General features: G+C 73.7%; 23 protein-coding genes and 1 pseudogene. 13 read left to right on the top strand and 11 right to left on the bottom strand.

Annotation, left to right across the window (positions count from 1 at the left end; translation table 11 throughout):
- Window positions 1–128: 128 nt before the first annotated feature.
- A complete protein-coding gene (locus AB0P35_RS03940; RefSeq protein ID WP_363506104.1) occupies window positions 129–1,004 on the top strand; it encodes a helix-turn-helix transcriptional regulator in 876 nt (291 codons plus the stop codon).
- 25 nt (window positions 1,005–1,029) lie between these two features.
- Here AB0P35_RS03940 and AB0P35_RS03935 read toward each other — a convergent pair whose 3' ends face one another.
- Complete coding sequence (locus AB0P35_RS03935; protein WP_363506101.1) at window positions 1,030–1,329, bottom strand: Atu4866 domain-containing protein; 300 nt, start codon at window positions 1,327–1,329, stop codon at window positions 1,030–1,032.
- 263 nt (window positions 1,330–1,592) lie between these two features.
- Between AB0P35_RS03935 and AB0P35_RS03930 the strand changes: the two genes are divergently transcribed.
- On the top strand, window positions 1,593–2,984 hold the full coding sequence (locus AB0P35_RS03930; protein WP_363506099.1) for an amidohydrolase family protein: 1,392 nt from the start codon (window positions 1,593–1,595) through the stop codon (window positions 2,982–2,984).
- Between the two features lie 487 nt (window positions 2,985–3,471).
- Here the strand turns inward: AB0P35_RS03930 and murQ are convergent, their stop codons facing one another.
- Both murQ and AB0P35_RS03920 read right to left on the bottom strand, forming a co-directional pair.
- Window positions 3,472–4,440 (bottom strand): N-acetylmuramic acid 6-phosphate etherase, encoded by a 969-nt coding sequence (gene murQ, locus AB0P35_RS03925; RefSeq protein WP_363506096.1) that lies wholly within the window; start codon window positions 4,438–4,440, stop codon window positions 3,472–3,474.
- A complete protein-coding gene (locus AB0P35_RS03920) occupies window positions 4,437–4,703 on the bottom strand; it encodes a DUF6011 domain-containing protein (RefSeq protein ID WP_363506093.1) in 267 nt (88 codons plus the stop codon). The genes murQ and AB0P35_RS03920 overlap by 4 nt, the downstream gene beginning before the upstream one ends.
- 61 nt (window positions 4,704–4,764) lie before the next feature.
- Between AB0P35_RS03920 and AB0P35_RS03915 the strand changes: the two genes are divergently transcribed.
- A complete protein-coding gene (locus tag AB0P35_RS03915; protein ID WP_363506090.1) occupies window positions 4,765–5,376 on the top strand; it encodes an exonuclease in 612 nt (203 codons plus the stop codon).
- A gap of 51 nt (window positions 5,377–5,427) precedes the next feature.
- On the opposite strand, the gene AB0P35_RS03910 is transcribed toward AB0P35_RS03915, so the two are convergent.
- The gene (locus AB0P35_RS03910; RefSeq protein WP_363506088.1) at window positions 5,428–6,159 is read right to left on the bottom strand and encodes an SDR family oxidoreductase; all 732 of its coding nucleotides are present in this window, start codon (window positions 6,157–6,159) and stop codon (window positions 5,428–5,430) included.
- 98 nt (window positions 6,160–6,257) lie between these two features.
- On the opposite strand from AB0P35_RS03910, the gene AB0P35_RS03905 reads away from it, so the two are divergent.
- Both AB0P35_RS03905 and AB0P35_RS03900 read left to right on the top strand, forming a co-directional pair.
- On the top strand, window positions 6,258–6,752 hold the full coding sequence (locus AB0P35_RS03905) for an Rrf2 family transcriptional regulator (protein ID WP_363506085.1): 495 nt from the start codon (window positions 6,258–6,260) through the stop codon (window positions 6,750–6,752).
- A 65-nt stretch (window positions 6,753–6,817) separates the two neighbouring features.
- Window positions 6,818–7,041, top strand: a pseudogene (locus tag AB0P35_RS03900) (transposase); the annotation flags it as partial.
- 225 nt (window positions 7,042–7,266) lie between these two features.
- Here the strand turns inward: AB0P35_RS03900 and map are convergent.
- Entirely contained in the window at window positions 7,267–8,034 is a 768-nt protein-coding gene (map, locus tag AB0P35_RS03895; protein ID WP_363506082.1) for a type I methionyl aminopeptidase, read from the bottom strand.
- A gap of 62 nt (window positions 8,035–8,096) precedes the next feature.
- Between map and AB0P35_RS03890 the strand changes: the two genes are divergently transcribed.
- Window positions 8,097–8,372, top strand: a complete 276-nt coding sequence (locus AB0P35_RS03890; protein WP_363506079.1) for a helix-turn-helix transcriptional regulator — start codon at window positions 8,097–8,099, stop codon at window positions 8,370–8,372.
- A gap of 167 nt (window positions 8,373–8,539) precedes the next feature.
- Here the strand turns inward: AB0P35_RS03890 and AB0P35_RS03885 are convergent, their stop codons facing one another.
- Window positions 8,540–9,757, bottom strand: a complete 1,218-nt coding sequence (locus tag AB0P35_RS03885) for a cytochrome P450 (RefSeq protein ID WP_363506076.1) — start codon at window positions 9,755–9,757, stop codon at window positions 8,540–8,542.
- A 137-nt stretch (window positions 9,758–9,894) separates the two neighbouring features.
- On the opposite strand from AB0P35_RS03885, the gene AB0P35_RS03880 reads away from it, so the two are divergent.
- Entirely contained in the window at window positions 9,895–10,266 is a 372-nt protein-coding gene (locus tag AB0P35_RS03880; RefSeq protein ID WP_363506073.1) for an arsenate reductase family protein, read from the top strand.
- 16 nt (window positions 10,267–10,282) lie between these two features.
- Here the strand turns inward: AB0P35_RS03880 and AB0P35_RS03875 are convergent, their stop codons facing one another.
- Window positions 10,283–10,750, bottom strand: coding sequence for a pyridoxamine 5'-phosphate oxidase family protein (locus AB0P35_RS03875; protein ID WP_095877035.1), 468 nt, complete (start codon window positions 10,748–10,750; stop codon window positions 10,283–10,285).
- A gap of 39 nt (window positions 10,751–10,789) precedes the next feature.
- Here AB0P35_RS03875 and AB0P35_RS03870 point away from each other — a divergent pair, with 39 nt between their 5' ends.
- Window positions 10,790–11,335, top strand: coding sequence for a DUF1697 domain-containing protein (locus tag AB0P35_RS03870; protein WP_363506070.1), 546 nt, complete (start codon window positions 10,790–10,792; stop codon window positions 11,333–11,335).
- Between the two features lie 86 nt (window positions 11,336–11,421).
- Here the strand turns inward: AB0P35_RS03870 and AB0P35_RS03865 are convergent, their stop codons facing one another.
- Window positions 11,422–13,731: a terpene synthase family protein gene (locus AB0P35_RS03865; protein WP_363506067.1), complete on the bottom strand. Its 2,310-nt coding sequence runs from the start codon at window positions 13,729–13,731 to the stop codon at window positions 11,422–11,424.
- A 226-nt stretch (window positions 13,732–13,957) separates the two neighbouring features.
- On the bottom strand, window positions 13,958–14,926 hold the full coding sequence (locus tag AB0P35_RS03860; protein WP_363506065.1) for a DUF1152 domain-containing protein: 969 nt from the start codon (window positions 14,924–14,926) through the stop codon (window positions 13,958–13,960).
- A gap of 138 nt (window positions 14,927–15,064) precedes the next feature.
- Between AB0P35_RS03860 and AB0P35_RS03855 the strand changes: the two genes are divergently transcribed.
- The 3 genes from AB0P35_RS03855 to AB0P35_RS03845 all read left to right on the top strand — a co-directional run bounded on the left by AB0P35_RS03855 (window position 15,065) and on the right by AB0P35_RS03845 (window position 17,754).
- Window positions 15,065–16,474: an MBL fold metallo-hydrolase gene (locus AB0P35_RS03855; protein ID WP_363506063.1), complete on the top strand. Its 1,410-nt coding sequence runs from the start codon at window positions 15,065–15,067 to the stop codon at window positions 16,472–16,474.
- Between the two features lie 177 nt (window positions 16,475–16,651).
- Window positions 16,652–17,017: a rhodanese-like domain-containing protein gene (locus AB0P35_RS03850; RefSeq protein WP_363506060.1), complete on the top strand. Its 366-nt coding sequence runs from the start codon at window positions 16,652–16,654 to the stop codon at window positions 17,015–17,017.
- Entirely contained in the window at window positions 17,014–17,754 is a 741-nt protein-coding gene (locus AB0P35_RS03845; RefSeq protein ID WP_363506057.1) for a sulfite exporter TauE/SafE family protein, read from the top strand. The genes AB0P35_RS03850 and AB0P35_RS03845 overlap by 4 nt, the downstream gene beginning before the upstream one ends.
- A 20-nt stretch (window positions 17,755–17,774) precedes the next feature.
- Here AB0P35_RS03845 and AB0P35_RS03840 read toward each other — a convergent pair whose 3' ends face one another.
- Window positions 17,775–18,047, bottom strand: coding sequence for a metal-sensitive transcriptional regulator (locus AB0P35_RS03840; protein ID WP_095877039.1), 273 nt, complete (start codon window positions 18,045–18,047; stop codon window positions 17,775–17,777).
- A gap of 110 nt (window positions 18,048–18,157) precedes the next feature.
- Here AB0P35_RS03840 and AB0P35_RS03835 point away from each other — a divergent pair, with 110 nt between their 5' ends.
- Window positions 18,158–18,724, top strand: coding sequence for a rhodanese-like domain-containing protein (locus AB0P35_RS03835; RefSeq protein WP_095877040.1), 567 nt, complete (start codon window positions 18,158–18,160; stop codon window positions 18,722–18,724).
- Between the two features lie 88 nt (window positions 18,725–18,812).
- Here AB0P35_RS03835 and AB0P35_RS03830 read toward each other — a convergent pair whose 3' ends face one another.
- Window positions 18,813–19,451, bottom strand: a complete 639-nt coding sequence (locus AB0P35_RS03830; RefSeq protein WP_363506053.1) for a TetR/AcrR family transcriptional regulator C-terminal domain-containing protein — start codon at window positions 19,449–19,451, stop codon at window positions 18,813–18,815.
- 126 nt (window positions 19,452–19,577) lie between these two features.
- Between AB0P35_RS03830 and AB0P35_RS03825 the strand changes: the two genes are divergently transcribed.
- On the top strand, window positions 19,578–21,041 hold the full coding sequence (locus AB0P35_RS03825) for an FAD-dependent monooxygenase (RefSeq protein ID WP_363506050.1): 1,464 nt from the start codon (window positions 19,578–19,580) through the stop codon (window positions 21,039–21,041).
- The last annotated feature ends 2 nt before the right edge of the window (window positions 21,042–21,043 follow it).

The raw sequence follows: 21,043 nt of genomic DNA, 5'->3' as shown, positions 1-21,043 counted from the left end.
CGCGGCTGGGTGGTGGCGAGCTGCGGCCTGAAACGCGCAAACGGTCGGCCGCACAGGTGCAGCGTGGCCGGACACGTGGACGTCCACTCCACCGGCGGCCGGCGTTCCCCCTCCCGTAGGTTGGGGTCATGAGCGACAGCACTCCATTGGGAGACTTCCTCAGAGCGCGGCGCGAAGCCCTCAAGCCGCAGGACGTCGGCCTGCCGGAGCACGGGCGCAGGCGGGTGCCGGGTCTGCGCCGCGAAGAGGTCGCCGTGCTCGCGGGCGTGAGCTCCGACTACTACATGCGTCTGGAACAGGGCCGGGAGACCGGCCCCTCGCCCCAGGTGATCGACGCGATCGCCACCGCGCTCCGGCTCGACGACGAGGCGCACGACCACCTGCGCAGACTCACCCGCGCGCCCCAGGAGCGCCGCCGCGTCCCCGCCGGTCACGACAGGGTCAGCCCCCAGCTTCTGCAGCTGATCGACAGCTGGCCCGACACCCCTGCCTTCGTCCTGGGCCCGGCCCAGGACGTCCTCGCGTACAACGCGCTCGCCGCAGTCCTGCACAGCGGATTCCAGCGATTCGACAACCTGGCCCGCATGGTCTTCCTGGACCCCGCCGGACGCACCTTCTACCAGGACTGGGACAGGGCCGCGAACTCGTGCGCGGCCGAGCTGCGCGCGGCCTACGGATGCGCCCCCGATTCCCCGCGGATCACCGAAGCCGTCGACACGCTCCGCGCGAAGAGCCCCGAATTCGCCGGACTGTGGGCACGGCACGACGTGAAGGGCAAGGCCCAGCAGGCGAAGAACCTCTCACACCCCGAGGTCGGCGCTCTGGAGATCCGGTTCTCGGCCTTCACCGTCAACGGTGCCCCGCACCAGCAACTGGTTGTCTACCAGGCAGAGCCGGCCAGTGCCACCGCGGCCGCCTTCGCCGAGCTCCGGTCCCGCATCGGCCGAGAGGCACCCGCCTACGTGGTGGAGGAAGAATCCGGCCGGGCTCTCAGCGAGACCTGACCTCCTACGGATTCCGCGTGACCCGTCAGCCGCGCGACCGGATGCGTCCCTGCCGGGCGCGGTCGTCGCCCTCGCGGTAGAGCACCAGGTGTTCGTGGAAGAGAATGCCGTCGCGGATGTCGCCGGTGGCGGTGAAGCCGATGTCGTCGACGTAGTCGATGTGGTTGCCGGTGACGGTGTAGCGGCCGGTGTAGGCGCTTTGGCGATTTCCGCGAGCCTCGTCGTAGCGGCCGTTCGGCAGCAGTTCCTGGCGGATGTGTCCGTCCGCGGTCACCCACATCCCGACGTACGGGTGCGGGTCGCGGGGCGTGTCATTGCTGGTCATGGCTCCATGGTTGGCCCGGTGGCCGCTGCCGACCAGGCTGCCGTCTCCCCAGGTGCCGGCTTCCTGGGAGCGGCACACCCACGTTCCGAGCGGGGCAGCACCTCCGCCGCACGCCTGTGCACGCCTGATCCTGGGTGCGCGCCACCTGGGGAAACGGCGGCCTGGTTGCCCCAGCGGGAGCGCTCGAGGCTGGAAGCAGTGCAGCACCGGTGCCCCTGGCAGCCCACCACCCCCGCCCTCGGACTTGCAGGAAGAAGACCCTCGTGAACGTCCACGACACCACCAGCGCCGCCGTCCTCGAACAGCTCCGGCGCCGCCCCGCCGACGGCCGGCGCATCCTGTTCACCGGCGCGACCATCGTCACGATGGACCCCGACCTCGGCATCATCGAGCACGGCGACCTCCTCGTCGAGGGCGACACCATCACCGCCATCGGCTCGGACCTCAACGCGGGCGACGCCGTGGTCGTCGACGCCACCGGCACCATCCTCACCCCCGGCTTCGTCGACACCCACCGGCACGCCTGGGAAGCCCAGCTGCGCCGGATCATGCCGGACGTCGACGACCTCGGCGGCTACGTCATGTCCACCCTGGCCGGCCACGCCACGGTCTACCGGCCCGAGGACATGTACACCGGCACCAAGCTGGCCGCTCTGACCGCGATCGACAGCGGCATCACGACCATGCTCGACTTCTCCCACAACTCCCGCACCCGCGAGCACTCCGACGCCGCCATCGGGGCCCTTCGCGACACCGGCATCCGTGGCGTGCACGCCTCCATGGGCCCGCACTTCGGCGAGTGGGACCGGCAGTGGCCCGGCGACCTGGCCCGCATCAAGGACCAGTACTTCAGCAGCGACGACCAGCTGCTCACCCTGCGCCTGGCGACCCTGGCCACCGACGAGATCGCCGGACCGGTGCTCGCCTACGGTCCCGAACTCGCCCGCGTGGCAGCTGACCTGGGCATCGGAGTGAGCGTGGACGCCGTCTTCGGCGCCTCCTCCTCGGAGGCGATCCTGCGCTGGGCCAAGGACGGCATCCTCAACCCCGGCGTCACCCTCATCCACGCCACCGGACTGACCTCCGAGGCATGGCAGGCGATGGGGCAGACCGGCACCACTGTGGCGCTCGCCCCCACCTCCGACGCCCAGATCGGCCTGGAGACCGCGATCCCCGCCGTCGACGAGGCCCTGTCCGTCGGTATCCGCCCCGGACTGAGCATCGACGTCGAAGTCGCCCTGGCCAGCGACATGTTCACGCAGATGCGGGCCCTGCACGCCATCCAGCGGATGCGAGCCGTCAACGCCGCCTACGGCACCGACCAGCAGCCCCACCGCATCACCACCCACGACGTCCTGGACTTCGCCACCCTCCAGGGCGCCCGCACCAACGGCCTGGCCGCCGTCACCGGTTCACTCACCCCGGGCAAGAAGGCCGACCTGCTGGCCATCCGGGCCGAGGACATCAACAACATGCCGCTCAACGACCCGATCGGCACCGTCGTCCTGGGCTCCGACGCCCGCAACATCAGCGCCGTCCTCGTCAACGGCGAGCCCCGCAAGTGGAACGGCAACGTCCTCGACGTCGACCTGTCCGCCCTGCGCGGCGAGGTCCGGGCCTCGCGCGAGTACGTGCTGAACACCCCGGCCGCCTGAGCATCCCCCTTCATCGTCACCCGGCCGGGCTTCCCCGGCCGGGTGACCCACTGCCCCGGCGGTGTCATCGGCCGATCGTGCCGAGCACCACCACGCGGGGTCTCTACCAGACGCCCTTTCCGGAGTTCCCATGTCCCACCCCAGCACAACCCTCGGGCCCACAGCCGGAAGCACGCACGACCGACCAACCGCCGCACTGGGCCCAGGCCGCCCCGGCCACCGTCCTGCTGACCTTGCTCGGCGTCCTGATGGTCGGCCAGATGTACACCGTGCTCGCGCTGCTGCACCCCATGGCCACCGCGCGGCCGAAGCCCAGATGCCGACCCCAGCTGCGACTCGACGCGTGGTTCGACGCCGGCCTGCACGGCAACGAGAACGCCCCCGCTGTGATCGAGGACGACCGGTCCTGGACCTTCGCCAAGGCCGACGCCCTCGCCCGCACCTGGGCCGGCCGGATCCTCTCCGCCGCCGCCACCCTCGCCCGACGCTACGGCGCCCCGCCGGCCCCGGTCCCCGCTCCGGGGGCGGGGGCCGCGGTGTGGCCGGCGGCCTCCAGAGCCTCGCGGAGACGGCCGCCGTGCGCGGCGAGCAGGCGGGCGGCGTCGGCGGGGGCCAGCCCGGTGAGCAGGGTGAGGATCGCGGGCTTCACCTCGCCGCCGGCGGCGTCGAGGGCGCGGTCGGCCGCCTCGGGGGCGGCGCCGGTGGCGAGGGCGACGATCCGGCGGCAGCGGGCCCGCAGCTTCTCGTTGGTGGCCCGCAGGTCGACCAACAGATTCCCGTAGGTGCGGCCGAGGCGGACCATGGTGATCGTCGAGACCATGTTGAGCACCAGCTTCTGCGCGGTGCCGGCCTTCAGCCGGGTCGAGCCGGTGAGCACCTCCGGGCCGACCACCACCTCGACCGGGTGCTCGGCCGCGGCACCGAGCTCCGAACCCGCGGTGCAGGCGAGCCCGACGGTCAACGCGCCCAGGGCCCGCGCGTGCTCGACGGCCGCCACCGCGTACGGCGTCCGCCCGGAGGCCGAGACGCCGATCACCGCGTCGTCCGCGGTCAGGCCGATCCCCTTCAGGTCGGCCACGGCCAGCTCCCGGCTGTCCTCGGCGCCCTCGACGGCGTTCAGCACCGCCTCCGGGCCGCCCGCGATCAGGCCCACCACCAGCTCCGGGTCGGTCCCGAAGGTGGGCGGGCACTCGGCGGCGTCCAGCACACCGATCCGCCCCGCCGTGCCGGCCCCCGCGTAGACCAGCCGGCCGCCGCGGGCGAGCCGCTCCGCGATCGCGTCCACCGCCGCGGCGATCTCCGGCAGGCGGCGGCCGACCGCCTCCGGCACCGTGCGGTCCTCGCCGTTCATCAGCGCGGCGATCTCCAGGGTGGGCAGCCGGTCCAGGCCGGCCAGTTCCGGGCGGTACGCCTCGGTCGCCAGGGTGTCCAGCCGGGCACGGAGGTCCTCCGTCACGGCGCACCGCCTTCCGTGGTCGTGAGAGGAGTCGGGGCCGGGGGCGGCGTCGGCGTCGGCGTGGGGGCCCCGGGCCGGGCCAGCCCGGGCAGGGTGTCCTGCTCGCCCGCGACGACCCGCACCGCATCCTGCGGTCCGCGGCACTCCCGGCCGAGGCGCAGCATCCGGGAGACCGGGTCGTGCAGCAGCCGGCCGCAGCGCCGGCAGCGGACACGCTCCGGCAGCCGCGGCGGGACGGGCGGGATCAGGGCGGGCTGGGACATGCGCCGATTCTCGCGGTAATCCGCTCGCAGCGGGAGCGCCCCACCCGGAAGAATCCGCGGCATGTCCGCAGCGCGCCGCACCACCCCGACCGTGTACATCTCCGTGGACGTCGAGGCCGACGGCCCGATCCCCGGCCCCTACTCGATGCTCTCCTTCGGCGCGGCCGTCGCCGGGCACCACGACGCGGACGGCTTCCGGCGGGCCGGACGGCAGGCCGCCGGGTTCTACCGCGAGCTGCGGCCGGTCTCGGAGCGCTTCGACCCGCAGGCGCTCGCCGTCTCCGGGCTGGACCGGGAGGCGCTGCTGCGCACCGGCACCCCGCCGGACGTGGCGATGGCGGCGTTCTGCCGGTGGGTGGAGGAGGTGGCGGCGGGGCCCGGCGGGCAGCGCTACCGGCCGGTCATGGTGGGCTACCCGGCGCCCTACGACTGGCTGTTCCTGTACTGGTACCTGATCGAGTTCACCGGGCGCAGCCCGTTCGGGCACTCGGGGTGCCTGGACATGAAGACGCTGTACGCGGCCCGGGCCCGGGTGCCGTTCGCCGGGATCGGCAAGCGGTCGATGCCGGCCGCGCTGCTGCCGGACCTGCCGCACACCCACCACGCACTGGACGACGCCCGCGAGCAGGCCGAGCTGTTCGCCAACCTGATGGAGTGGGCCGGGCCTTACTGATCGTTACAGAATCCGTGGCGTCTCGCGCAGTTCCCCGCGCTCTGGGCGCGCTCAGCCGTTGAGCCAGTCCTGGTAATGGGTGGGTGCCAGGCGGGCGCCGGGGCCCGGGGTGAGGACGTCTCCGTGGACGGCGGCGAACAGGCCCGCCTGGTCGTCGACGACGACGGGGCGCCGGTCGCCCCGCGCGGCCAGCGTCATGCGGCCGATCTCGTCGAGCGTGAACGTGTCGGGGCCCGCGATCTCGAGAACCCCGCCGAGCGGCGTGCCGGTGGCCACGTCTGCGAGGACGTCGACGATGTCGTGGCTGGCGATCGGCTGGAGCAGCGTCGCGGGCAGTCGCACCGCGGTCTCGTCCGAGGTCCACGACATGGTCGGTTCCATGAACTCGAAGAACTGCGTGGCGCGGACGATGGAGTAGGGCGTCGGACCGCCGCGCAGCAGCTCCTCCTGGAGCGTCTTGGCGCGGTAGTAGTCCAGTTCGGGGACCTGGTCCACGCCGACGATGGACAGAACCACCTGGTGGCGCACATGGGCCCGCTCGCCTGCGGCGAGGAGGTTGCCCACCGTGGTCCGGAAGAACTCGATCGACTGCTCGTCGAACGTGGGGGAGTTGGTCACGTTCACCACTGCCTCCGCGCCGGCGAGCGCCGTGTCGAGGCCGGCTCCGGTGAGCAGATCGACGCCGGACGACAGCGATGCGGCGGTCACCTGGTGGCCTCGTGCGGTGAGCTCGGTGGCGAGCTGCGAGCCGATGAGTCCGGTGCCGATGACGGTGATCTTCATGGTGCGCCTTCCTTCGTGAGTCGAGCCCCCGGAAACTCGGATAGATGATATCCGAGATAATACTCGGATATCCTATGTCCGAGTCAAGTGGAGGTGGCATGAAACTGTCCGGTGGCGTGGAGTGGGCACTGCACTGCTGCGTGGTGCTGACCGCGGCCGGCGATCCGGTGCCGGCGGCTCGGCTGGCCGCGCTGCACGACGTGTCGCCGAGCTATCTGGCCAAGCAGATGCAGGCGCTGTCCCGCGCGGGCCTGGTGCACTCGATCCAGGGCAAGACCGGCGGCTACGTCCTCACCAGGAAGCCCGAGGAGGTCAGCCTGCTGGACGTGGTGCAGGCCGTCGACGGGGCGAGTCCCGCGTTCGTCTGCACCGAGATACGTCAGCGCGGACCGCTGGGGACGCCGCCGGAGCAGTGCACGAAGCGATGCCCCATCGCCCGAGCGATGGGAGCGGCCGACGCGGCGTGGCGCGCATCGCTGGCTGCCGTCACGATCGCCGACCTCGCCGCATCGGTGGAGGGTGACAGCGGTCCCGAGGCCCTGCCGAGGATCGGCGCCTGGTTGAACGCGGACCCGGGTGATCGGCCTCACTGATCGTTTTCAGAATGAGTTGAGCCGCAGGTCCTGCACTCGGCGATCTCGGTCGGCAGCGTGTCCGGGTGCGTGCCGACCTTGTTCCTGACGACCTGTGGAAGCGGTTGGCTCCGCTGCTGCCGCCCGCCCCCGAACGGCGCCGCCGCTACCCGGGCGACTGCGCGTCGCGGACCGGGCGGCCCTCGCCGGCATCCTGTACGTGCTGCGGACCGGTGCCGCCTGGTGCGACGTCCCCGGCGAGACCGTGGGCTGCTCCGGAGTCACGGCCTGGCGTCGACTGCGGGACTGGACCGAAGCACACGGCTCGGGCCACAGGCATGAAGGGCAACGGCCGATCTCGGGAAGCTCGTTCGGGACGGTCAAGCACCCTGCGCCGACGCGCCGCCCGCTCCGCGCTCAAGGACGCGCGACTGCCCACCGGGAGCTTGGCGCTGGTGGAAGGCTGTGATCGCCGGCCTGCGCTTCCCGAGAGTGGCCGACTTCGTCCAGCTGCCGCGCGTGAGCGGCTGCGAGGTCAGGGCAGGGTGAGGATGCGGGGGCCGTCCTCGGTGATGGCGATGGTGTGTTCGATGTGGGCGGCTCGACTGCCGTCGATCGTGCGCAGGGTCCATCCGTCGGGGTCGGTGTAGTAGTCGTTGCGTCCTCCGGCCATGAGCATGGGTTCGAGGGCGAGGGTGAGGCCGTGGCGCAGGGGGTAGCCGCGGCCGGGTCGTCCGTGGTTGGGGACGTGGGGGTCTTCGTGCATCTGGCGGCCGATGCCGTGGCCGCCGAAGTCGGCCGGCATGCCGCAGTCGGCCGTGCGGGCGACCGTGCTGATGGCATGGGAGATGTCTCCGATGCGGTGGCCGGTGGTGGCGGCGGCGATGCCGGCGTCCAGGGCCTGCTGGGTGGCGGTGATGAGTTCGAGGTCGGCGGGGCGAGGGGTGCCGACGGTGAAGCTGATCGCGGCGTCGCCGGTCCAGCCGTCGAGTTCGGCTCCGCAGTCGATGCTGACCAGGTCGCCGTCGCGCAGGCGGTAGTCGTCGGGGATGCCGTGTGCGACGGCGTCGTTGACGGAGGCGCAGATCACGGCGGGGAAGGGGACGGGGGCGAAGGAGGGCTGGTAGCCCAGGAACGGAGAGCGTGCCCCGGCCTCGGTGAGAACGGTGCGGGCGGCTTCGTCGAGCTCGCGCAGGCGGACTCCCACGGCTGCCGCTGCGCGGGCGGCCGCGAGTGCGTGGGCCACGACGCGTCCGGCTTCTCGCATCGCCTCCAGTGCCGTGTCGGTCTTGATCTCCACCATGTGTCGTGACTCCCCGCGATGCGACGCTACCCAATACTTATACCGGTATTAGTATCACGGGTATGGTGAGAGTTCCCTTGAGTCCGCAAGAGCGGCAACGCGGAGAGCGTTTCGGTGCCCTGCTCCGCAAGGCCCGCGGTGACCGCAGCATGGTGGACGTGGCAGCGGCGGCCGGGGTGTCGGCGGAAACACTCCGCAAGATCGAGACCGGCCGGGCCCCGACCCCGGCCTTCTTCACCGTGGCGGCCCTGGCCCACGCGCTGGGTCTGTCGCTGGATGACCTGGCCGCCGCCTGCGCGGAGGACGCCGACTGCGATGGGCAGGCCATGTCGGCGTGAACGTCGGACACGCGCCATCCGGCCGAGAAAGCCGATGCTCCTGACGTGGCACGGCAACACCAACCTTCGCCGCACGACACCAGAGCGCCGATCACTTCTCGGCACGGCTCGGACTCTCACGTCAGCCCTCGAAGGAGTTCGAGAGCCGACCACTTGGACCCTCACCGTCACACCAGGCGGACGGGCTGGGTGCGGTAGCCGCGCAGGACGAGGCGGTCGCGGCGCAGGGCGGGGCCGGCCGGGGCGAGCGCGGGGAACCGGGTGAAGAGTGCGGGCAGGGCGGTCTGCGCCTCCAGTCGGGCGAGTTGGGCGCCGAGGCAGTAGTGCGGGCCGCCACCGAAACTCAGCGGGTGGCTGTCCCGGCGGGCCGGGTCGAAGCGGCCGGGCTGCTCGTACCGGGCCGGGTCGCGGTTGGCCGCGCCGAGCAGCAGGAAGACGCCGGTGCCGGGCGGGGCGGGGACGCCGCCGACGTCCAGCCCCTCGGTGAGGGCGATCCGGGAGGTCAGCTGGACGGGCGAGTCGAACCGCAGCACCTCCTCGGTGAGGCCGACCGGGGTGACGGTGCCGGCCCGCAGCCCGGCGGCGGCCTCCGGGTGCGCGAAGAGCAGGGCGACGGCGTTGCCGAGCAGGTTGGTCGTCGTCTCGAAGCCGGCGACCAGCAGCAGCACCAGATTGGCGAGCAGCTCGTGGCCGGAGAGCCGCTCGGGCTCGGCGGCGGCGACCTGGACGAGGGCGCTGACCAGGTCGTCCTGCGGGTGGGCGCGGCGGGCGGCGGCGAGCCGGGTGAAGTAGTCGGACAGTTCCTCGGCGGCCTCGTCGGCGGCGGCCAGCTCCTCGTCGTCGCCGAGCAGTTCCAGGGCCGCGGTGAGGTCGGCGGCGAGGCCGCGGAACAGGTGCCGGTCGGCCTCGGGCACGCCGAGCAGCTCGCAGATGACGCCGACCGGGAGCCGGAAGGCGAAGCCGTCCATGAAGTCGACCGCGGTGCCGTCGGCGCCCTGGGCGGCCATCTCGTCCAGCAGGCGGTGGACGGCGGCGATGACCGCGGGCTCCAGGGCGGCGACCCTGCGGGCGGTGAAGACGGAAGCGATCAGCGAGCGCATCCGGCCGTGGTCCGGCGGGTTGCGCTCCAGGATCGAGCGGCTCAGCAGGACATTCGCGGGGTGGTCGGCGAAGCCCGGCTCGAACGCCTCGCGCTGCACCGGGTCGGGTATCCCGAAGCCGGGGTTGCGCAGCACCTGGTCGCAGGCGCGGTGGCCGACGGCCATCAGGACGCCCGGGCCGCAGGGGGTGACCGGGCCGAGGCCGTGCGCCGACTCGTACAACGGGTACGGGTCGGCCCGCCCCTCGGTGCCCAACAGCTGCTCGATGATCGCTGCGCCGTCCACCCCGTGGCTCCCCTCTCGCGTCCTGCGGGTACAACCGTTCGGCGCGGGAGCGGAGTTCCCCGGGCGGTGGCGGATCACCCCCACGGGTGGTGGGCGGGCGCCGGGGACGGCCGGTGGGTGCTCGCTAGGCTGGCGGCATGGAGATCTGGATCAACCCGCGGTGCAGCAAGTGCCGCAGTGCCGTCGCGGACCTGGATGCGGCGGGTGTCGAGTACACGGTGCGGCGTTACCTGGAGGAGCCGCCGACCTCGGCCGAGTTGGCGGACGTGCTGGCGCGGCTGAATCTGGAGCCCTGGGACATCACCCGGCTGGACGAGGCCGCGGCCAAGGAGCTCGGCATGCGGGAGTGGCCGCGGGAGGCGGCCGACCGGGGGCGCTGGATCGCGGCGCTGGCCGAGCAGCCGATCCTGATCCAGCGTCCGATCATCACGGCGGACGACGGGCACGCGGTGGTTGCCCGGACGCCGGAGGCCGTCCGCTCGGTACTGCCGCAGGAGGGGCCGAAGTAGAGGCCGCCGTAGGCGCTCAGGTCCGCTCGAAGACGCGGACCCCCTGCCCCGGCCGCCAGGAGCGGATCACCAGGCGGTCGCCCTCGACGATGGTGAGCACGACCTCCTCGGGCTCCAGCCGGAAGGCGTGGAAGGAGCCGGGCGGCGCCTCGGGGAGGTCGCCCTCGTAGGCGGAGAGCTCGGTCGGGTCGGTGATCTCGACGGCGGTGCCGGAGACCTTGGCGTCGCCGTCGGCCATCGTCTCGTCGGGGGTGCTGTGCAGCGCGAAGCGGCCGTCACGGCGCAGATCGAGGGCCTTCACCGCGCCGGTCATGGAGCCGATGGTCAGGTCGGCGCCGATGAACCGGACCTCGGTGCCGCTGACCCGGGGTGCGCCGCCCCGGCGCAGGGTGGCCAGCACGTGGTGCTTGCCCGCCTCGAACCGGGCCCGTACCAGCGGGGCGAGGTCGGGGGCGTCGTGTTCGAAGTCCTGCCAGGTCGTCATGGTCCCCAGTCTGGCAGTGGCCGCTGCCACACTGGCCCCATGACGCAGACGTACATCGCCTTCCTCCGCGCGATCAACGTGGGTGGGCGCACCGTGACAATGCAGCGGCTCCGGGAGCTGTTCGGGGAGCTGGGCCTGGCCGGGGTGCGGACGTACATCCAGAGCGGGAACGTCTTCTTCGAGACGGACGAGGCGGACCGGGCGGCGCTCACCGCGCGGATCGAGGAGCAGCTGGAGCAGGCGCTGGGCTATCCGGTGCCGACGGTGCTGTGCACGCTCGGCGAGCTGGAGGAGGTCGTCGCGGCCGATCCGTTCGCCGGGATCGAGGTGACGCCGGAGCTGCGCCTGTGCGTGCTGTTCCTGTCCGAGCCGCTGCCGGCGGAGCTGACTCCGCCGGTCTCCTCCCCCAAGGGCGACTGGGAGCTGGTCGGCGCGCTGCCGAAGGCCGCGTTCGTGGTGCTGCACCTGCGGGGCGGCCGGATGGGCGGCAACCCGGCGACGCTGTTCGGCAAGGCGTTCGCGGGGACGGCGACCTCGCGGTTCTTCCACACCACGGTGAAGATCCTGGCGGCGGCGAAGAAGTGATCCGTGGGCCCGCCGGCGGGTGACCGGCGGGCCCACGGGCCTGACCGAACGCGGGCCCGGCCGGGGGCGATCAGCCGGGGGCGGGGCTAGCCGAGGGCGGGTGCGGGGACGCGGGTGCCCGCGGTGCCGAGGCCGGTCGGGCCGAGCGGGACGGGCGGCGCGGACGGGCGGACCCGGGCCGGTTCGGCGGCCCGGGCCGGCGGTGCGGCGGGCACGGCGGCAGCGGGCGGCCGGGCGCCGGCCGGGGGCTGCGGGAGCGCCGGGCGGTGGTGGCGCAGCAGGTCCGGTTCGGTGTAGCGGCGGCACTGCTGGTGCCAGGTGAGGACGGCGGCCATCCAGTCCTGGAGTTCGACGACGTAGCCGTCGAGGACCGTCCGGGCGGCCGCGTCGAGGTCGAAGTCCTCGTAGAGCTGCGGGAGTTCGCGCTCGGCGATGTGCTGGAACTGGCCCAGCCGGGACTTCATGAGGTCGTGCACGACACCGAGGGCGGTCGGGTAGTCGCAGTCGAAGAAGTTCTGCGTGACGAGCACCAGGTTGTGCACCTCGCCCTCGTACTCGATCTCCTTCTGGTACGAGAAGACGTCGTTGACGAGCATGGCCCAGTCGGCGGCGGAGTTCTCCAGGGCCTGCAGGGAGGCGTGCCGGTAGACCTCGTCGGGGACGGTGCGGCCGTGGCCGAGGCGGGCCAGGCTCATGGTGAGGTCTGAGCCGAAGGTGAGGCGGCGCATCTCCAGGTAGTCGACCGGGTCGGGGATACGGTTCTGCGCCTGGTTGAGGAGCTCCCAGAGCCAGGAGTCGAGCATCTTCACGATCGCGGCGTGGAAGCGGCGGCGGGCGCCGTCGTCCATCGGGGCGGTGGTGCGGGCCCACAGGTCGGCGAGGGCGCGCTCCAGGCCGTCGAGCGGGACGGCGGTGGCCGGGCCGTCGAGCGGCATGAGCGCCAGCAGCCGCTCGTTGCGCTGCCGGGCGCCGGCGAGGTCGCGGGGGGCGCCGTGCACGACCGGGTACAGGTCGTCGCCGTAGGTGCCCCAGGCGAGCCAGCCGGAGGCGAGGTCGAGTTCCTCGGGGGTGGCGTCCGGGTCGATGCCGGCGGCGCAGAGCGCGAAGTCGTAGTCGACCAGTTTCTCCTCCGTCCAGACGGCGGGGACGGGGTCGATCAGCTGCACCCGGCGGGCCCAGTCGACCAGGCAGGTCCGGGCGGTCTCCAGGTGCGGGTTGAGCCGGGTCGGGTAGGGCATCTCGAGGTCGGGCAGCAGCGAGGGCCCGACCTTGCGGAACGGGGTGTGGGTGAAGCTGCGGGCGCGGGCCGGGCCCACCAGGCCGCGCAGCGACTTGAGCAGGTCGGCGGCCTGGGTGCCGACGCCGGTCGGGCCGGGCAGGTCGGGGGTGCGCTCGGCCATCGCGCCGCCGCCGTTCATGTAGCGGCTGGAGCGCATGTGCCACTCGTGGCCGCCGGACTGCCAGTCCTGCAGGCCCTTGACGTACTTCATGACGTCGGCGCAGGCCCCCGGGTCGAGGCCGTGTGCGGCGAAGAGCAGCGGGAGTTCGGCGAAGACGGTGTTCTCGAACTGGTGCAGGCGGGAGGTGAGCAGGTCGTTGACCCGCTCGGCGGCCTCCTGGGTGGAGCAGCCGAAGAAGGTCTCCAGGACGAGGACGCCGTTGGAGAGTTCGCCCTCGTCCTCGACCTCGCGCTGGTAGGAGAAGAGGTCGTTGCGCAGGTGGACGCCGTCGGAGAAGGCGTCGCGCAGCACCCGCATCGGCCGGGAGGCGGCGATCTCGGCGGGCACCTCGGCGCCGACGGCGTGCTCGACCAGGCCGGCCGACCATGGTGCCCCGCCGACCTTGCGGCGCATCTCGATGTACTCGACCGGGTTGGAGACCCGGCCGGCGTTGATGTTGGAGAGTTCCCACATGGACTCGTAGAGCAGGTGCTCGGTGGACTCCCGGAAGCGCTCCCGCCAGGCGGGGGACATGCCGGGAACGGTGCGCAGCCAGAGGTCGGCGAGGCCGGCCTCGACCGGGTTGGTGGGCTCGGGCATGCCGGCGGAGAGGTCCATCGGCATGAAGTCCGGGAGCCGGTCCAGGTAGGCCTTGCCGCCCTTGCGGTCCTGGGTGCGCTTGAAGAGCTCCAGGAAGTGGTCGTCGAAGAAGAAGACCCAGACGTACCAGTCGGTGACGAGGGCGAGTTCCTCGGCCGAGCAGTCGGGGTGGGTGTAGGCGCACAGCAGGGCGTAGTCGTGGGAGTCGAGGTCGTGCTCCTCCCAGACGCCCGAGCCTTCCAGCATCCCCATGCCGCGGGCCCACCGCTTGGTGTGGGTGCGGGCGTGTTCGAGGTGGGGGTTGAGCGTCGCCGGGTGCGGGACGTAGAAGTCCGGGAGCTCGAAGGGTTGTGGCACTGCCGCGTCGCCTTTCCTGGGCCGTCCGGGGCTCCGGACGGATGCGTCCGGGCCGGCGGTCATGATCGCGGCGGAGTCTGCCCGAGCGGCGGCGACGACACACCGTCGGCGGAGCGGACGCGGAGGCAGGGCGACACACTGCGCGCCGGGCGTGAACCATCGCACGCCCGGCGCGAATCGAGCGTCGCACTCCCCCGGGTGGCCGGCGGCCGGGGGCACGCGGCCGTCAGTGCGGGAAAACCCGAGGTGGGCGCTGTGCGACCAGCCCGTCGCGGAACTCCTCGACGGCCGAACTGATCTGCCGCATCAGAACGGTCCGTTCGATCTGGTCGAGGTAGAGGTGGCGGGCGGCGAGCGCCTCCACCGTGACACCGAACCAGAGCGTCATCAACGGGTTGACGAACAGTTCGCCGCCCCGGGTCCGTTCCGTGAACGGGACGTCGCCGAACTCGCCGCGCAGGGCGGCCGCGACCGAGCCGTGCACGATGCTGGGGTGCTCCGGGCAGGCCGCCCGGGCGTGCTCGACCGCGTCCAGGTAGAGCGCGCCCTCGCGGCTCTCCCGCGGCAGCGAGAAGGCGCCGAGGTAGCCGCCGGCGCGGTCGAGCGCGGCCAGGTTCTCCAGCACCAGTGCATGGTTGACCCCGTGGTGGGCGTCGATGCCGAAGCCGAGGCAGGCGACCAGGCGGGTCGGGACGTGCCCGAGCCCGGCGACCGCCGCCAGGCTGGCCATGTCCTCCTCCGGCGTGCCGAGCCCCGCCTCGTCGCCGCGCATCAGGATGTCGGTGCCGCCGTCGACCAGCAGCACCGCGTCGACGTCCAGCCGGTCCGTCAGCGCCCGGTAGGCGGCGCGCAGCGGCTGCACGCCGACCGACGGGAAGGCCCAGACGGTGTCCGGCATGCCGTGCAGCCGCAGCCAGCGGGCCAGGGTGCGCTCCGGGAAGTACCGCTCGGCGCTGCGGGTGTCGGGGCGGATCTCGGCGACGTCCGGCTCCAGCCAGACCTCCGGGTCGAGGCCGTGGAGGTGGCTGAAGGAGAGGTTGGCCAGGTGGACCTCCTTGCCGGCGGCGCGCAGCGCGAGGGCGATCGGCAGGCCGGCGTAGACGTCGAAGCCGCCGCCGGCTCCGGCGATCAGGATCCGGTCGGCCGCCCTGAGACGGGTCAGCAGCGGCGGCTCGAACAGGGCGGGAGAGGTCATCCGGCGGACGCTACCAGCGCATTCCCGCCCGGGGGTGTGAGTTTTGCCCGCGCCCAGCCCCGAATACCCCCGGGGGTACCCCTGTTAGAGTGGAGAACAGATACCCCCAGGGGTACCTTGGAACGGGAAGGGACGGCGATGTTCTTCATCGACACCGTTGAACTCACAGGCCTCGGCAACCGCAGCTACCTGGCCGGCGGCGCCACCGCCGCCGTGGTCGTCGACCCGCCGCGGGACGTCGACCGGCTGGTCGCGGCGGCCGCGCGGCACGGTGTGCGGATCGCGCTCGTGGTCGAGACCCACGTGCATAACGACTACGTCACCGGCGGCCTGGAGCTGGCCCGGCTCACCGGCGCCCGCTACCTGGTGCCCGCGGGCGCCCGGGTCTCGTTCGACCGGGTGCCGGTCGAGGACGGCGACGTGCTGCCGGTGGACGACGGCCTGGCCCTGCGCGCCGTGGCCACCCCCGGCCACACACCGCACCACACCGCGTACGTCCTGGAGGAGGGCGGCCGGCCGGTCGCCGCCTTCACCGGCGGATCGCTGCTGATCGGCACGGTCGGCCGCCCCGACCTGGTCGAGCCGCGGCTCACCGAGCAGCTGGCCCGCGCCCAGCACGCCTCCGCGCACCGGCTCGCCGACAGCCTCCCGGACACCACCGCGGTGCTGCCCACCCACGGCTTCGGCAGCTTCTGCTCGGCCGGGCAGGCGGCCGGCGCCGGGGCCGGCGGCACGACCATCGGCGCCGAGCGCGCCCACAACGAGGCCCTGGTCAAGGACGTCGACACCTTCGTCGCCGAGCTGCTGGCCGGCCTGGACGACATCCCCGCGTACTACGCCCACATGGGCCCCGCCAACGCGGCCGGCCCGGCCCCCGTCGACCTGACCCCGCCCCGGCGGGCGGACGCCGCCGAACTCGCCGCCCGGCTGGCCGCCGGCGAGTGGGTCGTCGACCTGCGCAGCCGGGTCGCCTTCGCCGAGGGCCACCTGGCCGGCTCCTTCAACTTCGAGGGCACCGGCAGCCTCGCCACCTACCTGGCCTGGCTGATCCCCTGGGGCAAGCCGGTCACCCTGCTCGCCGGGACGGCGGACGAGGTCGCGGCCGCCCAGCGCGAACTCGTCCGGGTCGGGATCGACCGGCCCGCCGCCGCGGCCACCGGCGGCCCCGCCGCCTGGACGCCCGACGGCGAACGGCCCCGCTCCTTCCGCCGCGCCGACTTCACCGACCTGGCCGCCACCCTCGCCGACACCCCGGCGGCGGACGGCGGACGGCCCGTGGTGCTGGACGTCCGCCGGGCCTCCGAGCGGGCCGGCGGCGCGGTCACCGGATCGGTGCACATCCCCGTCCACCAGCTGCCCGGCCGGATCGCCGAGGTACCGCCCGGGACGGTGTGGGTGCACTGCGCCGGCGGCATGAGAGCCGCCATCGCCGCCTCGCTGCTCGACGCCGCGGGACGCGAGGTGGTGGCCGTCGACGACACCTTCACCGGAGCCGTCGAAGCCGGCCTCACCGGCGAACCGCGGCCGGACGCCACCTCGACACCCTGACCTGCCGCGGGGCCGAACGGCCCGGACGACTCTGCCGCCCGGGCCCCGGCCGAAGACCTGACCGACGCCGCCCCGCGCCGCCACGCCGCCGCCGTCCACCACCGTGAGGCGGAGCTCCGACCCGCGCTCGTGCGCCGTCCGACAACCCGTCACCACCCGCCCCCCCGAGGAGACACCATGTCCACCCGCACCAGGATTCCCGGCCGGCTGGCGCCCGACGAGGCGCACCGGCTGACCACCGCCGGGGCGGCCGTTCTGCTGGACGTCCGTGAGGCGGAGGAGTGGCGGGCCGGGCGGGTGCCGGGCTCGGTGCACCTGCCGCTGAGTCGGTTGGAGGCGGGGGCCGGGCTGCCGCCGGGTGCGGCGGGGCGGCCGGTGGTGGTGGTCTGCCGGTCGGGGCGGCGGTCGCTGCGGGCGGTGGATCTGCTGTGCCACCGCGGGGTGTCGGCCGTGGACGTGGCGGGCGGTCTGCTCGCCTGGTCCGAGGCCGGTCTGCCACTGGCCGGCGGGAGCTGTCCCGGCGCCGAGGGCGGCGTCGCGTGATCGCGCTGGTCGAGGCGGTGGCGGCGGGCGCGGTGGTCGGTCTGGCGCTGGGCGGGCTGGGAGGTGGCGGCAGTGTCCTGGCGGTGCCGGCGCTGATCTATCTGCTGGGGCTCGGTCCGGCGCAGGCGACCACGGCGAGCCTGCTGATCGTCACGGTGACCTCGCTGTCGGCGCTGGCCGGCCATGCCCGGGCGGGCCACGTCCGCTGGCGTTCGGGGGCGCTGTTCGCGGCGGCGGGGCTGGTGCCGGCCGCGCTGGCGGGCCTGCTGTCGACGCGGTTGCCGCAGCCGCTGCTGACCGGCGCGTTCGCGCTGGTGGCGGCTGCGGCGGCGGTGCGGATGCTGCGGCCCGCCGCGTCGGCCGGGCGCGAGCCGTCGGCGCCGCGGGCGGCGGGGGCCGGCGCCGGGCTGGGGGCGCTGACCGGGTTGCTGGGTGTCGGCGGAGGCTTCCTCGCGGTGCCGACGCTGGTCGGTGTGCTCGCCTTCGAGATGCGGGCCGCGGTCGGCACCAGCCTGCTGGTGATATCCGCGAACTCGCTGGCCTCGCTGGTCGGCCGGTCCGGTGCGGCGAGCGGGTTGGACTGGGCGGTGGTGGCGCCGTTCGCGGGCGCCGCGCTGCTGGCGGCCCGGGACGGCCGCCGGCTGGCGCACCGGCTGTCCGGACCGGTGCTGCAGCGGACGTTCGCCCTCCTGTTGCTCGCGGTGGCCGCCTTCATGCTGGTGGACGCCGTGACGTAGCTCCCCCGGCGGGCCCGGGGTCAGGCCAGCGACAGGAAGAGCTTCTCGAGTCTCGTCCGGGTCTGCTGCTGGTCTCCGTTCGCGGTGTCGCCCTCGGCGAGGCACTGCTGCAGACCGGTGGCGATGATCGCGAACCCGGCCCGGTCCAGCGCCTTGGAGGCCGCGGCGAGCTGGGTGATGACGTCCTCGCAGTCCCGACCCTCCTCGATCATCCGGATGATCCCGGCGATCTGCCCCTGCGCGCGGCGCAGCCGGTTGATCGCGCCGGTCAGTTCCTCGGGCGCCAGCTCCATGACGTCTCCTCTCCCATACCCCAAGGGGTATAGCGTACCCGGCCCGCGCCTGCTTCCCGATCTCCCGAGAATCCCGTCCCCCAACACCCCCCGACCGAAGGGACTCCCCCATGACCTGCACTCCCCTCTCCCCCGAGCAGGCGCTGGCCCGGGCCGGCGAGCTGACCGTCGTCGACGTCCGCACGCCGGGCGAGTACGCCGCCGGCCACCTGCCCGGCGCGCTCAACGTGCCGCTGGACGCGCTGGACGGCCTGCTGCCCGCGCTGCGCTCCGCCGCGGACCGCGGCGATCTGCTGCTGGTCTGCGCGTCCGGTGCCAGGTCCGGGCAGGCCGCCGCCGTGCTCGCCGGGCACGGTGTCGACACCGCGACGCTGACCGGCGGTACGGCGGCCTGGGCGCAGCGCGGCCACCCGCTGGAGCGGGCCGAGGACGGCGGCCGGGCGGCCTGGGCGATGGACCGGCAGGTCCGGCTGGCCGCCGGATCGCTGGTGCTGGCGGGCCTGGCGGCCGGGCTGGCGGCGCCGAAGGCGCGGTGGCTGTCGGCGGCGGTGGCGGGCGGGCTGGCGTTCTCCGCCGCCACCGACACCTGCGGGATGGCCGCGGCGCTGTCGCGGCTGCCGCACAACCGGCCGCGGACCGCGGACCTGGCGGCGGCGCGGGCGGCACTGGCCGGCTGACCCGCCCCGTCCGTCGCGGAAGCACGGGCGCCGCACGAGCCCCCGCCCCCGACCCCGGGTGCGGGGGCTCCGCCACGCCCCGACGGCGTCAGGACCGCAGGACGGCCTCGGCCCCGGCCACGATGACGGCCAGTCCGCGTTCGAATCGCCGGTCGTAGTCGGCGAACAGGCCGGTGCCGGAGGCGGCGGTGAGCGGGTGGTCGGCGCCGACGGCGCGGGCGCGCTCCTCGGCGTCGTAGCCGGGGGCGCGCTCGCCGGGCATCGGGTGGACGGCCTGCTCCTCGATGACGAATCCGATGGTGAAGGAGTAGGCGGTGAAGTAGGCCTCGACGGCGTCGTCGAGGGTGAAACCGTCGCGGACGAAGGCCCGCAGTTGCTCCTCGAAGCGGCCGGCGTGGCCGGTGTCGGTCAGCCGGGTGCCGCTGAAGACCTTGGCGCCGTCGCGGTGGGCTAGAAGAGTGCGGCGCAGGGTGCGGCAGGTGAGCAGCAGCCACTCCCGCCAGTCGGCACCGGGGGCGGGCGGCTCGGCGGTGAGCATCCGGCGGAGCATCTCGGTGGCCATCTCGTCGAGCAGGGCCTGCTTGTTGGCGAAGTGCCAGTACAGGGCGGGTGCCTTGACGCCGAGTTCGGTGGCGATCCGGCGCAGGGTGAGCCCTTCGAGGCCGGTCTCGTCGAGCAGGCGCAGTGCGGTGTCGACCACCTGCGTGCGTTCCAGTTTGGCCGCCACGTCCTCCACCTTCGCTGCCGGGCGCCGTCCGCGCCGCACTGTGCCGCATCCGCACCCCCTTGACAATTTAACAGCGTTAAGTGGATGCTCGTTCCATCACCACTTAACAGCGTTAAGGAGATGGGGATGCACACCGAAGTCCTGATCGTCGGAGCCGGCCCGACCGGCCTCACCCTCGCCTGCGACCTCGCCCGCCGCGGCGTGCGCTTCCGGCTGCTGGAGCAGGCGCCGGGCCTCTTCCCCGGCTCCCGCGGCAAGGGCCTGCAGCCGCGCACCCAGGAGGTCCTCGACGACCTCGGGGTGATCGGCGCCGTACACTCCGCCGGCTCGCGCTACCCGCTGATGCGCTCCTGGCAGGGCGCCGAGCCGGGCCCCGAGTGGGACCTGATCGAGCGTCGGCCCGCCGAGGACGGCGTGCCCCACCCGGAGTTGTGGATGTTGCCCCAGTGGCGCACCCAGGAGATCCTCCACGCGCGGCTGGTGGAGCTGGGCGGCCGCGTCGAGTTCGGCAGCGGCGTGCTCGCGGTGCGGCAGGACGCGGACGGCGTCGAGGTCGACACCGCGGCCGGCACCGCCACCGCCGACTACCTGGTCGCCGCGGACGGCGGGCGCAGCACCGTCCGGCGGGCGGTCGGCATCCCGATGGCCGGCGAGACCGTCGACCCCAAGGCGGCACTGGTGGCCGACGTCCGGATCGAGGGGCTGTCCCGGGACAACTGGCACGTCTGGCAGCACGCCCCCGGCGGGGCGGCGCTGCTCTGCCCGATGCCGGGCGGCACCGCGCAGGACTTCCAACTGTTCGCGCAGTACGAGGAGGGTGAGCCGGACACCTCGGCCGAGGGCGTGCGACGGATCGTCGCCGAGCGCACCCCGCTGCCGGCCTCGGCGGTCACCGAGGTGCGCTGGGTCTCGGGCTTCCGGCCGCGGGCGGCGCTGGCCGACCGGTTCCGGCTGGGCCGGGTGTTCCTGGCCGGGGACGCGGCGCACGTGCACTCGCCGGCCGGCGGGCAGGGCCTGAACACCGGCGTGCAGGACGCCTACAACCTGGGCTGGAAGCTCGGCCGGGTGCTGCGCCACGGCGCCCCCGAGGCACTGCTCGACAGCTACGAGCTGGAGCGCCTGCCGGTGGCGGCGGACGTCCTGGAGATCAGCACCTCGCTGCACCGGGCCGGCGCGGTCGGCGTCTCGGCGAAGCGCGGCGCGCACACCGAGCAGCTCGGCGTCGGCTACCGCGGCGGCCCGCTCAGCGACGAGCGGCGCCCCGGCCTGGCCGAGAACGACCTGCAGGCCGGCGACCGGGCCCCGGACGCGCTCTGCACCGACGCCGACGGCAGCGGCATCGACGGCTCCGGCACCGACGGCGGCGCGCGGCGGCTGTTCGACGTGCTGCGCGGCCCGCACGCGACGCTGGTGGTGGCGGGCCGGACGCTGCCCGTCCCCGCCGACCTGCCCGCGGAGCTGGGCACCGCGCGGGTCGAGGAGGGGTGGGGCGAGGGCTACCTGCTGGTCCGCCCGGACGGCCACATCGGCCTGGCCACCCTGGACGCGGCCGACCTCGGACCGTACCTGGCGGCGCTGGGCGCCGCCTGAGC

It is taken from the genome of Kitasatospora sp. NPDC085879 (assembly GCF_040686255.1).
Classification (GTDB): domain Bacteria; phylum Actinomycetota; class Actinomycetes; order Streptomycetales; family Streptomycetaceae; genus Kitasatospora.
This window is presented reverse-complemented; position numbering and strand designations above follow the sequence as displayed.